Consider the following 13,768-nt stretch of genomic DNA (forward strand, 5'->3'; position numbering starts at 1 on the left):
TTTTGGTTGGTTTTGTTATATTTACTAAAAGTTAACAATAAAACCAAACAATTATTTATGGATTCAATTATGATTTATGTCCCAGCCATAATGGCTGTACTGGGACTTCTTTTTATGGCAGTAAAAAGATCCTGGGTGTTAAAGCAAGATGCCGGAGATGGTAAGATGAAAGAAATTTCAGACCATATATACGAAGGAGCACTTGCCTTTTTAAAAGCAGAATACAGGCTATTAACGTTGTTTGTTATAGCAGCCAGTATAGCATTGGCTGCCATTGCCTATTTTGTACCTACTACTGATATACTCATAGTACTAGCCTTTATCGTTGGTGCATTCTTTTCTGCATTAGCAGGAAATATGGGAATGAAAATAGCCACCAAAACAAATGTACGAACCACACAAGCTGCCCGAACAAGCTTACCGCAGGCACTAAAAGTATCGTTTGGCGGAGGTACCGTTATGGGGCTTGGTGTTGCTGGGCTAGCCGTACTAGGATTAACAGCCTTTTTTATATTCTTTTTTCACTACTTTATGGAAGGTACTTGGACGAACACTGCCGATATGACTATTGTATTGGAAACCCTTGCAGGTTTCTCGTTAGGAGCAGAATCTATTGCCTTGTTTGCCCGTGTGGGGGGTGGTATATACACTAAAGCAGCCGATGTAGGTGCCGACCTTGTAGGTAAAGTAGAAGCAGGTATACCAGAAGACGACCCGCGTAACCCAGCAACCATTGCCGATAACGTAGGCGATAATGTAGGCGATGTAGCAGGTATGGGTGCCGACCTTTTTGGGTCGTACGTAGCAACCGTATTAGCAGCAATGGTTTTAGGAAATTATGTATTGCGCGATATTTTAGCAGACAACCCAACCTTTACCGATGCGTTTGGCGGTATAGGTCCTATACTGTTGCCTATGGCAATAGCAGGCTTCGGTATACTGTTCTCCATAATAGGTACAATGCTTGTTAAAATTAGTAGCAACGATGCTAAAGAGGCACAGGTACAAGGCGCACTAAACGTAGGGAACTGGGTTTCTATTATACTCGTTGCCATTTCGTGTTACTTTTTAATTGATTATATGCTACCCGAGGTTATAAAAATGGAATTTTACGGCGAGGGTGCTAAAGATATATCTTCTATGCGTGTGTTTTATGCCGCGTTAGTTGGTTTGGTTGTGGGTGGTGTAATATCGTCCGTTACCGAGTATTATACAGGTTTAGGTAAAAAACCAATATTAGCCATTGTACAAAAATCCAGTACTGGGGCAGGTACCAATATTATTGCAGGTTTGGCAACAGGTATGGTGTCTACCTTCCCAACCGTGCTGTTATTTGCAGGTGCTATATGGGCATCGTATGCTTTTGCAGGTTTTTATGGTGTGGCACTAGCAGCATCAGCCATGATGGCTACTACGGCAATGCAATTGGCTATTGATGCTTTTGGTCCGATATCGGACAACGCTGGAGGTATTGCCGAAATGAGCGAACTCCCCAAAGAAGTACGTACCCGTACCGATATTTTAGACTCTGTAGGAAACACAACCGCAGCAACAGGTAAAGGTTTTGCCATTGCTTCGGCAGCATTAACATCATTAGCATTATTTGCAGCCTACGTTACTTTTACGGGGATAGATGGTATTAACATCTTTAAAGCACCCGTACTCGCCATGCTATTTGTAGGGGGTATGGTGCCCGTAGTATTCTCCGCACTAGCCATGAATTCGGTAGGTAAAGCAGCTATGGATATGGTATACGAAGTGCGCAGGCAGTTTAAAGAAATACCAGGTATTATGGAAGGTACTGCAAAACCAGAATACGGTAAATGTGTAGAGATATCTACCAAAGCCGCATTACGCGAAATGATGCTACCAGGCGTACTTACTATTGGTTTCCCTGTAGCTATAGTGTTACTAGGTGTACTTGTTTACCCCGAAAATAACCAACTCGTAGCCGAGATGCTTGGCGGTTATATGGCAGGGGTAACCGTATCGGGTGTACTGTGGGCGGTATTCCAGAATAACGCAGGTGGTGCTTGGGATAACGCTAAAAAATCGTTTGAGGCAGGTGTAATGATTAATGGCGAAATGACCTATAAAGGTTCGGATGCGCACAAGGCAGCCGTAACGGGCGATACCGTTGGTGACCCATTTAAAGATACCTCAGGACCATCAATGAACATTCTTATTAAGCTAACCTGTCTTATAGGGCTTGTAATAGCACCCATATTGGGCGGACATACGGATGAGGTTGAAGATGAAACAAGCCTATTGAACAAAACGGAAAATACTTTAACTGTTGTAGAAAATAGCAATAGTACAGTTGTTACTGATGAAGCTACTTTTGTAGTGAAATAAAAGTAATAAATAATATAAAACAACAAAACAGCCCTGCATTGCAGGGCTTGTTTTTTAGTTTATGAAAAGACTATTATAATTGTGTTTCAGTATAATTTTTAATATAGGTCTGCAAGTTATTGTTACTTGTTAATAAAAGCCATTACAAGTGGATGAATTGCGTTATGATAATTCATAATACAAACAAAACCTACCGCATCATCAATATTTTTAATATCGTACAACATTTTATCATTATCACAAGCTATCATTTTATATCTGAAAACTTTAGGATGACCGATAAAATCCCACTCAGTTTTAAGGTTTAGAAATCTGCGCATAGACTTATTTATTTCTTGTGCTTTTTCGTCTTCTTCGTCACCTTCAGCAATTACAACGATTTTATATTTCTCAGAAAGTGGTTTGCCATATTTTCCATAAAAAAGACCTTTGAAATTTTTAATATGTAATGATTTTATATCATTATAGCTGAAACTAACTTGAATAGATTTACCATTCTCGCATAGAAACAATCTATCTTTCCAATTACTTTTCCTCATTATTGATTTAGCCGCCTTTGCTGTAAGTTCTTTTTTAAGTTCTTCAGAATTATTTAAAACTCCAATAACATCTCTAATTTCTTGATCAATCTTTGAGAATAATTCAACATTGCATGTATAACATGCAGGAACAGTTAGGAGGTTCTGTTTATATTCTTCTGGATATGTGTTAAAAAGATTTTTTGCAGGAATATGTTCTACATGATTAGTTTCATAAGATAATTCAATTCCACAGTTGTAACAATTCATATCATAGTTTTATAATCTGATACGTTAGAAAGCTATTAAGTAACTAAAACAACCCGTTTAATTCCGCATCTATTTTATTAATAATGATACCCAAATCTTCAGGGTTACCCACAAAATCCAGTTTATCCACATCCAGTATAAGTAGCTTTCCTTTATCGTAGCTATGTATCCATGCCTCGTAACGCTCGTTAAGCCGACTTAGGTAATCTATCGAAATAGAGGTTTCGTACTCGCGCCCACGGCTATGTATTTGCTTTACCAAATTGGGTATGGAGCTACGCAGGTAAATAAGCAAATCGGGTGCTGCTACAAACCCTTCCATCAGCTCGAATAACGATTTGTAGTTTTTAAAATCCCTATTCGTCATTAACCCCATAGCGTGTAGGTTGGGTGCAAAAATATGCGCATCTTCGTATATCGTTCGGTCCTGTATAATGTTTTTACCACTTTCGCGAATTTGTAGTATTTGATTAAAACGACTATTTAGGAAGTAAATTTGTAGGTTAAACGACCAGCGTTCCATCTGATGGTAAAAATCATCGAGGTACGGATTGTCAACTACATCTTCATAATGAGGTTCCCACTTAAAGTGTTTCGCCAATAGTCCTGTTAAAGTGGTCTTTCCGGCACCAATGTTCCCAGCTACAGCTATATGCATTATTCAAGTTTTATTTTATAGAGTGTGATTTCGTTCTTTGTAAAAATAGACAAAATTTGTGCGGTATAGGAAAAATTCACAAAGCTTTTTTCCAGTATTGCTATCTCCTGCAAGCTATTTTTTTCGATGTTGTATAGGTACAAACCATTATCATTTTGTAGCAGTAATTGTTTGCTATTAATAAGCTGTATTTTTTTAAAAGAGGGTAGCTCTCCTAAAAAACTAACTTTCCCAAATAAATTTACAGCGTATAAACTATTCGTATCGTCTGCCCAATAAAAGTAATTGTAGCCCGATTGGTAGTATTGTAATGTTTTATTAAACGGCGGTATTAAGGCTTTAAAAGTTCTTGCATTAACATCGTAAAGCCCTACTTGTTGTGTATTGGTATCGTACACCCATAATCGGTTTTGCGATGCCAACCCGACTGCTTCGGCAAGCATAGGCATGGGTAATTCGGAAAAGTTGACCCTGTAGGTTTCGTTAAGCTGATTGTCCAACAACACGGCACTATTAAAGTTTTTATAGAAGAGTACTATTTGTAGTGGGTTTTGTAAATCAACCCGATGAATATCGCCTAGCGCAATGTTGTTATAATTGTACTTACTGCTTTCGCCTACTTTTGTTTTCTTAAATACATTATTACTTATTGTATATTTCCAGCCAAAAGCATCTGTACCAATGTAACGCTCTGTGCTAATAACAATTTTGGATAGCAGCTCGGCAGAAATTGCCTTGCTCTGCGCTTTTAGCAACATACTTTGGCAACACACAATAATTATAATCAAACGTATTTTCATGTACTTATAAAACTTAACTCTAATACCTTTAGTGTATAAAAGTACTAATTACATTGTATATGCATGTATTGTTATGTTACGATTGCACATTAATTAACTTAAAGGAGCATTTTTATTAAAAATCAATGTAACTAAATCGCTTTTCAATAGTCTAAACAGTATAAAAACAATACCATTATGAATAAGATTACCTTTTTACTACTAGTTTTTTTAAGCAATATAACGTTATACGCTCAGGATTTTCAGGGTATGGCAGTATACGAATCCAAAACCAGCATTGGCGATGATATGATGAAAATGCGAGGAGGAAAGGAAATGACCCCTGAAATAAAAAAGATGATAGAAGAGCGTGTGAAAAAGATGCTTGAAAAAACATTTATACTAAATTTTAACGCAACAGAATCGGTATACCAAGAGGAAGAAAAATTAGACGGACCCAATCAGGGTAATGGCATGATGAAGATGATGATGTCTGCCGTTACGGGCGGTCAAGGCAAACACTATAAAAACATAAAAGATAAAACACTACTTATTGAAAAAGAGATTTTTGGTAAAGAATTTCTAGTTTCGGATACGTTGCCAAAAATAGTTTGGAAGATGGAAGGGGAAAGCCGAAAAATAGGAAACTATACGTGCTACAAAGCAACGGCATTGGTACCTGTAGACAAATCGAACATGATGAATTATCGTCCCAAAGAAGGAGTGGAGGAAAAGCTAAAAGACAAAACAGATGAGGAGTTGGGTAAAACCAACTTTATGGATATGGTAGAGGCACCAAAAGATAAAACTATAACCGCTTGGTATGCACCCGAAATACCCGTTAGCCAAGGACCCGAAAACTATTGGGGTTTACCAGGTTTAATACTAGAAGTATCTGATGGGAAAACTACAATGTTATGCTCCAAAGTAGTGCTTAATGTAAAAGATAAAAAGGATATAAAGGCACCCAAAAAAGGTAAAAAAGTTACACAAGCCGAGTTTGAAGAAATTATGCTTAAAAAAATGCAAGAACTACAACAAATGTACGGTGGTTCAGGCAAAGGGCGCTCAGGCATGCGCATCGGTGGCTAATATTTACCCTAATTTATACACATCCGAATACATAACTCTTGTAACACAAACGCTACATGATCCGATTTTTTATACCCTTTTTGTTGCTGTTTTCGGCAATAACTTTTGCACAAAATATACGGCTACAAGGTGTAATTAAAGACCCTGATGGTATTAACCTAGAAATGGCAAACGTAATGGCTATAGATAAAGAAACCAATGCCATGGAAGCCTACGCAATAACAAACGATGCGGGTAAATATCAACTATCCTTAAAAGCCAATACCACCTATATTATTAAAGTCAGTTACATTGGTTATACCACTTTTGAAGAAGAGTTTACTACAGGTAAGGAAGATAGTACTAAAGATGTTGTACTTGCCGAGGGGGTTGAGTTAGAGGAGTTAGAGATAGTACACGAAATGCCCGTGAGTATAAAAGGGGATACAATAGTGTACAACGCCGATTCGTTTACCAATGGCTCTGAGCGTAAGCTGGAAGACGTGCTTAAAAAATTACCTGGTGTTGAAGTAAACGACGATGGCGAAGTAGAGGTAGAAGGCAAAAAAGTAGGCAAGCTAATGGTAGAGGGCAAAGACTTTTTTGATGGCGACACTAAGCTTGGCGTACAAAACATACCTGCCGATGCTGTAAGTAAAGTAGAAGTACTCCGAAATTATAGTGAGGTAGACCAATTGCGTGGGGTACAGAATAACGAAGATAACCTTGCTATGAATATAAAACTAAAAGATGGCATGAAAAACTTTTGGTTTGGTAACATAAACGCTGGCGGCGGCGAGGGCGATGGTGAGCGTTATGTAGTAGCCCCAAAAATATTTTATTATAATCCAAAATACACGCTAAACTTTATTGGTAACCTAAACAACACAGGAGAATTACCACTTACTACGCAAGACTATTTTAAACTTACGGGAGGCTTTCGTAATATAATGCAGCGGGGCGGAACATCATTAAATATAAGTTCCAATAGTCTTGGCTTGTCGTTAATGCGGAATAACAGAGCTAAGGAGATAGAAACCAAATTTGGAGCAGCCAACTTTAGTTATAACCCAACCGAAACGCTAACATTGAGTGGTTTTGCCATTATCAACTCAAGTGATACCGAGATGGAAACCATAAACCGTACGGTATTGTTAGATACAGAAACGGGCGAACCTGAAACCATACAGGATGTAGAGGAAACAGCATTACAACGCAACCAATTCGCTCTTGTAAAAATGAGTTCTACCTACAAGCCCAATCAAAACCTACAATTTGATTACGATTTTTTATTAAAAACATCCAACCAAGACGAAGCCAATTCATTATTATCTACCGTTACTCCCGAAACAGAACAGAGTCAGGATGTTTTTACCGATAAAGAGCAGCAACCTTTCTCATTCAACCAAAACATAAACTTATATTATACACTTAACGATGATAATATTTTTGCTTTCGAAGCGCAACACTTGTATCAGGACGAAGACCCTTTGTACAGTGCCAATTTAGGTAACAACCCATTTCCTGATGTTGCAGGAACCGACCCTTCACTGTCGTTGGGGCTATTACCCGCTAATCGTTACAATATTACCCAAAACAGTTTTGTAACCACTAATAAGCTCGATGCAAAACTGGACTACTATTACATGGTTACCCCTAAAAGTAGCCTAAATATTACGCTGGGTAATACTTATTCGTATCAAAACTACAATACATCCATGTTTCAGTTGTTAGACGATGGTACCACAAACGATATGAACGATACTACCGATAATGATGTTAACTATGTATTTAACGATACTTTTTTAGGAGTGCACTACCGCTTTATAAAGGGTAAATTTGAGTTTAACCCAGGTGTAACACTCCACAATTATACTACTTACAACGAGCAATTGGGTACTAAAACAAGCAATGATTTTGTAACGGTACTACCCGATGTTTTTGTACAGTTTCAGATTAAAAAAATGGAACGTTTAATTTATAACTATACCATGACAGCAAACTTTACGGATGCCTCCGATTTTGCCAGAGGGCTGGTATTACGAAATTATAAATCCTTATTTCAGGGTAATCCAGAGTTGGATAATGGATTGTATCAAAACCACTCACTAACCTATTTTAGGTACGATATGTTCAATTTTACGCAGTTATACGGTAATGTTACATATACGCACCAAACCGATGCTATAAAAAGCTTGTCATCGTTTGCTGGTATTAATCAGGTAGGTACATTGGCAAATTCTCCATTTGCTGATGAGAATTTAATAGCTTCGGCTGGGTATAACAGGAGTTTTGCCCGTTTTTACAAAGCAGGTGTTAATGCTAACGTAAGCTGGAGCAAGTTTAATAACTTTAGGAATGATGATATAAGCACAACTGAACCTGCAACGATTGAAAATGCTACTAGGCAGGTTAACGAGCAGTTTACCCAAAATTACAGAGCAAGTTTTTCTACAAACTATCAAGAAGTTCCTAACATAGAGGTAGGGTATGGTTATAGTGTTAACGATTATGCTGATAGTAAGTTTTACACCGAAAGCCCTTTTGCGAACCTAAATTATTTCTTTTGGGATGCCTTTACCGTTAGGGTTGATTATGAGTACAATCACTACTACAATAGCGATGGTACATCGGATAACGAATACGACTTTTTAAATGCCGATATAATGTACCGCCAAAAAGATAGCCATTGGGAGTTTAAAGTAAGCGGTACCAACCTGTTAAACACTACATCACTTAACGACGATAGTTTTAATCAGTTCTCTACCTATACATCGCGTTATACGGTACAACCCCGCTATTTGTTATTTACGGTTAGGTATAATTTGTAAAACCTCAATTAATTCTGTGTATCATTAAAAAAGCCTATCCAAACAAGATAGGCTTTTTTAATACGGTATTATAATCCAAAGGCTTTTTTAACCTCATCTACATAATCTAACTTTTCCCAAGTAAACAATTCAACATCCATTGTTTTTTGCTCTCCACTGGGTGCTGTAAACGTTTTGGTAACCGTTTCGGGTTTGCGTCCCATGTGTCCGTAGGCAGCCGTTTCGCTATAAATAGGATTTCTTAATTTTAAACGCTGCTCTATAAAATAAGGGCGCATATCAAAAATAGATTCTACTTTTTTAGCAATTTCCCCATTGGTTAGGCTTACTTTGCTACTACCATACGTATCAATAAAAATACCCATAGGTTTAGCCACACCAATAGCGTACGATACTTGTACCAATATTTCGTTGGCAACCCCAGCAGCAACCAAGTTTTTGGCAATGTGGCGTGTGGCATAAGCAGCACTTCGGTCAACCTTACTAGGGTCTTTACCCGAAAAAGCACCACCACCATGTGCACCTTTACCACCGTAGGTATCTACAATAATTTTACGTCCTGTAAGCCCTGTATCGCCATGTGGTCCGCCAATTACAAAAATACCCGTTGGGTTAATATGGTAGTTAATAGCATCGTTAAACAAATGTGCGTATTGCGGATTGTTTTTTATAATACGCGGAATAAGGATTTCTTTAATATCCCTTTCTATTTTGGCTAGCATTGTAGCCTCGTCAGCAAAATCGTCATGCTGTGTAGAAATTACAATAGCATCAATACGTATTGGTTTGTTATTATCGTCGTACTCTAGCGTTACCTGGCTTTTAGCATCAGGGCGCAGGTACGTAATTTCGTTGTTCTCTCTGCGCAAAGCAGCAAGTTCTTGTAACAATTTGTGCGATAAGTTTAATGCCAACGGCATATAATCTTCCGTTTCGTTGGTAGCATAACCAAACATCATTCCTTGGTCGCCTGCACCTTGCTCTTCTTTGCTTTTTCGGTCAACTCCCTGATTGATATCTTTAGATTGTTCGTGTATTGCCGATAGTACACCGCACGAGCTTGCATCAAACATATATTCACTTTTGGTATAACCAATTTTATGTATAACCTCTCGTGTTATTTGTTGTACATCAAGGTAAGTTTCCGATTTTACTTCGCCTGCCAGTATTACCTGTCCTGTAGTTACTAAAGTTTCGCAAGCTACTTTCGAATCAGGATCGAAAGCTAAAAAATTATCGATTAACGCATCGGAAATCTGGTCAGCTATTTTATCAGGATGCCCTTCGCTCACTGATTCTGACGTAAATAAATATGCCATAAATTAATTTAAAGTTAGTAGAGGAAAGTGGTGTGCAACTTGTAAGCTAAAGGGGGAGAGTATCCTGCTTTAGCATTTTTTAGTGAGGTTGCAATCAGTACAAATCTTTCCTCGTAATTTGTGCAACAAATGTATAAAACCTATCGCAAATAAAAAAAGTACCATTGGCGTTTTAGTATTTTATTAGCATCTGTAACGAAAAGGTTATAGTGTTAAAGTTTAAAATTTTTCTTGTTTGGTAGTAAAATAGTTCAGAGATTTGTTTCAACAAAAAAGGATAAAAATGAAATTCATAATCAAAAAGCATTCTTCTTACACCATGTGGAACATCCACAGGGAGGCTGCTATTGGTTTATATTAAATTTCCAGATAAATATATACACAAAGCCCTCCCAATAATTAGGAGGGCTTTTTTTATGCAATATAATTGGTAATATACCTACAGCAATGCAATCGTATTTTATATACATATCAAAAAAATCCAATACAACCATGTTAAAAACATGGATGCACTGGTTGTATGCCCTGTTGCCAAAGCAAAGAACAATTTGATATTTAGTTTATAATTCATGTTCAGGCTCTTTTGGTAACACTTCCAAAAGAGCCTTTTTTTATTAATCGTAATCAACACAAAATACTATATTATGAATGCTGCACAACCCATAAATGTACTTGGCTACACCAGTAACAACAAACAATTTGTTGTAAAAACCCTTAATACCGATTTAAGGATTAACCAAAACACGCAATACCCAGAATTGGAAGGACCCAACCCCTACGAATACATACTGGCAGGCTTTGCAGGCTGTATTAATGCATTGGGGCAAATTGTTGCACAAGAGCAGGGGATAACCCTACGCTCTTTGCAAATAGAAATTACGGGCAACCTAAACCAACAAGATGGCGTTAATACTGCTAAACCAGGCTTTAGCCGTATCGAAATAAAATTAAAGCCACAGGCAGCCGTACCGTTGGCGGTTTTAAAAAATTGGTTGGATGAGGTACAACAACGTAGCCCCGCCTACCACACACTGGTAAATAATACCCCAGTAGATTTATTGTTGTTTAAAGAGTTTGCTTACAACTAAGTTAGTTGAATTTATAAGTTGTTTTTGTTTGTTTGTTTATTTAGGAGAGCTGCCTTTGGGCAACCAAAGGCAGTCTCTTTTAAGTAATAAAAAAAAGAGATTGTTATGAACCATAAAATAAATGTTATCCTGTTTGGTATAGGTACTATAGGTAGTGCTTTAATTAATAAAATACTACGAGAACGAAAAGATTTGATTTTAGACGCTAAAATAGATATTAGAGTACCCATAATAACCAATGCTACCGTTGCTTTTTTTGAAAAAGAAGGTGCTAACTTTTCTTGGGAAGCTAATTTTATTCAGTTTGGCGTACCGTTTAAGCTGGACGATGTTATGCTGTATATTATGGAAAATAAACTGGAAAATGTTGTAATTGTAGATGCTACTGCCAGCACCCAACTTGCAGCGGCTTATCTGGATTTTATTCGGAATGGGTTTAACCTAGTATCAATAAATGAAACCCTACAATTTTTACCCGATAGCTTTGAGAAAGGCATTCGATTTTTAGCCGAAACACACAAGGTAGAATATACTTTTGTAAATACAATGCGTAGTAAGGTATTAGCAATAGAAGAGTTGTATGAGGCGATAGTTGAAATCGCTGAAAAGCAAAGACCAATAAGTATAAATTAAAACTTAAGTGTTATAAAATTTTTTCTCCATATTTTAAATTTAGAACAAAAATTATCCCTGAAAATATTGATATCGAAGAATCTCCTCTCATCCATATTTCTGTATGAAAATTCAGCAGCCTCTCCAAAGAAAGCATCATTACCCTCTATTCTTTTTTTGTATAAAGATTGTGATATTATCCATGTTTCACATAGGAACATAAGGAGGTTGGTTATTTTTCTTTCTAATCTTTTTTCATTAACAGCAAAAAAATCATTTACATATTTTTTTACTATGACTTCATCTTTTTTCTTATAAGCCATCATCAGTATTGAATCATTTTTATAAGGGAATAAGTTTATAAAAACATCTATCACATCTTCTTTTTGGGTTCCATATTTTTTCAAATATTCCTCCATTTCGGTTGTGGTTTCATAATTATAGAATGATGATAAGCATATTTCTTTTTTTGATATTTTCCTAGTTTGAAATACGAAAGATTCAGTTCCATTATTTAAATCATCCCATATTAATCTTTCAGTTTTTTCAATATCACTTATACCCATTTTTTCTTGATCTAATGAAATTTTTAAAACTTCCTCATCGTATAAATCAGAATGGTTTTCAATTAGACATCTATTCATAGAGACGTTGACTAACTTTCTATATTTTTCATTGTAAATAGTTCTCAAAGTGAAAAGCAAACAACTTTTATAGTCAGAAAAATCTATTTCCTTAGTTTCAATTAATTCAAATAACTCTGTATCGTGTTTGTTACAAAAACAAGGAAAAGAAAATGCTATATTTATTCCAGTTCTTTTGAAAAAATGTTCTTCTTCTTTGAATTTGCTAATCTGCATTTCCATCACATGACTATTTTCTGCTATTGAAGATATAATACCATTTTTTTGTAGAATATGTGAATTTATCGATTTCTCACTACAATTGGGGTAAAAGCAAGTATTTATAGAATTAATACCATTTGATTTGCAATCCTGAAATGCTTTAGCTAATGCTTTATCGATATTCATATAGTAATTATTAGAGTTAGATAAATATAATTATTAGAATTTAATTTGTATCTTTTTTTATAGGTGTTTTACTTTGTGTATGTTTTGAATTAAATAAGCTAAATTCTACTATATTTGTCGCATTAACATTATTAATGCGGCATTTTATATACCTACTACTGCTATTACCCACATTTGTATTGGCTCAGCAAAAAGCTGAAGGCAGTTATACTATTGATGCCAATTACTTTTACGGTAACATAGTACCGCATCGTAAATCCATACAGCACCTTATTACCCACCATCCCGAAGGTATAATTTTGAGTTTTAACCGAAAAACCTTTGGTAAAAAAGCATGGGAATCGGCATACAATTACCCCGATTACGGAGTGTCGTTTCATTATCAGGACATGAAAAACCAATCGTTAGGCGAAATGTACGGACTGTACGGACATTATAACTTTTACTTTTTTAAACGAAACTTAATGTTTCGTATAGGGCAGGGTATAGCCTATAATACTAACCCCTACGATAAGGAAACTAATTTTAGGAATTACGCTTACGGTGCAAGCATAATGCCTACTACTTATTTTATGCTCAATTATGCTAAACCCGATATTTGGCAAGGGTTAGGAGTACAAGCAGGCTTATCGTTCATTCATCATAGTAATGCTAGTATGAAATCGCCCAATACCAGTACCAACACCTTTGCCGTAAATGTGGGCGTTATCTATACGTTTAAGCGCGATGAAACGAATGTATATATCCTACAACAAAAAGATACTGTTCGGTATACCGAGCCTATAAAGTATAACATAGCCGTTAGAGGTGGGCTGAACGAAAGTGATGTAATTGGCAGCGGACAATACCCGTATTACGCATTATCGTTTTACGCGGATAAACGTATTAGCAGAAAAAGCGCATTCCAGTTAGGGGTTGATGTTTTTTGGGCGAAATATCTGGAAGAATACATAAAATTTAAATCGGTAGCATTCCCAGAGGAAAATGTAGATGCCGATACCGATTACCGAAAAGTAGGAACATTTATAGGATACGAATTGTTTATTAACCGATTATCGGTAGAAGGGCAGGCGGGTGTATATGTGTACGAACCGTTTAAATCGACAGGGAGTATGTACCAGCGTGTAGGAATGAAATATTATTTTAGTAAAAAACTATTTGGTGGTATAGCATTAAAAACACACGGTGCCAAAGCCGAAGCTTTGGAATTTAGCATGGGGGTAAGATTATAGCATT

The 13,768-nt window shown here is 36.5% G+C and carries 11 protein-coding genes; 6 read left to right on the forward strand and 5 right to left on the reverse strand.

What is annotated here, in order from left to right; genetic code table 11:
- Window positions 1-57: 57 nt before the first annotated feature.
- Window positions 58-2,355 carry a sodium-translocating pyrophosphatase gene (locus K1I41_RS06055; RefSeq protein ID WP_220639484.1) on the forward strand — a complete coding sequence of 766 codons (2,298 nt, stop codon included), beginning with the start codon at window positions 58-60 and terminating at the stop codon, window positions 2,353-2,355.
- 122 nt (window positions 2,356-2,477) lie between these two features.
- Here K1I41_RS06055 and K1I41_RS06060 read toward each other — a convergent pair whose 3' ends face one another.
- The 3 genes from K1I41_RS06060 to K1I41_RS06070 are packed head-to-tail and all read right to left on the reverse strand — an operon-like array spanning window position 2,478 to window position 4,601.
- On the reverse strand, window positions 2,478-3,143 hold the full coding sequence (locus K1I41_RS06060) for a hypothetical protein (RefSeq protein ID WP_220639485.1): 666 nt from the start codon (window positions 3,141-3,143) through the stop codon (window positions 2,478-2,480).
- A gap of 43 nt (window positions 3,144-3,186) precedes the next feature.
- On the reverse strand, window positions 3,187-3,801 hold the full coding sequence (locus tag K1I41_RS06065) for a deoxynucleoside kinase (protein ID WP_220639486.1): 615 nt from the start codon (window positions 3,799-3,801) through the stop codon (window positions 3,187-3,189).
- Entirely contained in the window at window positions 3,801-4,601 is an 801-nt protein-coding gene (locus K1I41_RS06070; protein WP_220639487.1) for a hypothetical protein, read from the reverse strand. The genes K1I41_RS06065 and K1I41_RS06070 overlap by 1 nt, the downstream gene beginning before the upstream one ends.
- A 177-nt stretch (window positions 4,602-4,778) precedes the next feature.
- Here K1I41_RS06070 and K1I41_RS06075 point away from each other — a divergent pair, with 177 nt between their 5' ends.
- Both K1I41_RS06075 and K1I41_RS06080 read left to right on the forward strand, forming a co-directional pair.
- On the forward strand, window positions 4,779-5,672 hold the full coding sequence (locus K1I41_RS06075; RefSeq protein ID WP_220639488.1) for a GLPGLI family protein: 894 nt from the start codon (window positions 4,779-4,781) through the stop codon (window positions 5,670-5,672).
- A gap of 56 nt (window positions 5,673-5,728) precedes the next feature.
- Window positions 5,729-8,482 (forward strand): TonB-dependent receptor, encoded by a 2,754-nt coding sequence (locus tag K1I41_RS06080; protein WP_220639489.1) that lies wholly within the window; start codon window positions 5,729-5,731, stop codon window positions 8,480-8,482.
- 68 nt (window positions 8,483-8,550) lie between these two features.
- On the opposite strand, the gene metK is transcribed toward K1I41_RS06080, so the two are convergent.
- Entirely contained in the window at window positions 8,551-9,801 is a 1,251-nt protein-coding gene (gene metK / locus K1I41_RS06085) for a methionine adenosyltransferase (RefSeq protein ID WP_220639490.1), read from the reverse strand.
- 644 nt (window positions 9,802-10,445) lie between these two features.
- On the opposite strand from metK, the gene K1I41_RS06090 reads away from it, so the two are divergent.
- Together K1I41_RS06090 and K1I41_RS06095 are read left to right on the forward strand one after the other, a co-directional pair.
- The gene (locus tag K1I41_RS06090) at window positions 10,446-10,889 is read left to right on the forward strand and encodes an OsmC family protein (protein ID WP_220639491.1); all 444 of its coding nucleotides are present in this window, start codon (window positions 10,446-10,448) and stop codon (window positions 10,887-10,889) included.
- Between the two features lie 105 nt (window positions 10,890-10,994).
- Complete coding sequence (locus tag K1I41_RS06095; RefSeq protein ID WP_220639492.1) at window positions 10,995-11,522, forward strand: hypothetical protein; 528 nt, start codon at window positions 10,995-10,997, stop codon at window positions 11,520-11,522.
- Here the strand turns inward: K1I41_RS06095 and K1I41_RS06100 are convergent.
- The gene (locus K1I41_RS06100; protein ID WP_220639493.1) at window positions 11,519-12,532 is read right to left on the reverse strand and encodes a hypothetical protein; all 1,014 of its coding nucleotides are present in this window, start codon (window positions 12,530-12,532) and stop codon (window positions 11,519-11,521) included. The two genes, K1I41_RS06095 and K1I41_RS06100, sit on opposite strands and share 4 nt — an antisense overlap.
- Window positions 12,533-12,666: 134 nt before the next feature.
- Here K1I41_RS06100 and K1I41_RS06105 point away from each other — a divergent pair, with 134 nt between their 5' ends.
- Window positions 12,667-13,764: an acyloxyacyl hydrolase gene (locus tag K1I41_RS06105; protein ID WP_220639494.1), complete on the forward strand. Its 1,098-nt coding sequence runs from the start codon at window positions 12,667-12,669 to the stop codon at window positions 13,762-13,764.
- The last annotated feature ends 4 nt before the right edge of the window (window positions 13,765-13,768 follow it).

Source organism: Flavobacterium litorale, from assembly GCF_019613795.1.
Classification (GTDB): domain Bacteria; phylum Bacteroidota; class Bacteroidia; order Flavobacteriales; family Flavobacteriaceae; genus Flavobacterium; species Flavobacterium litorale.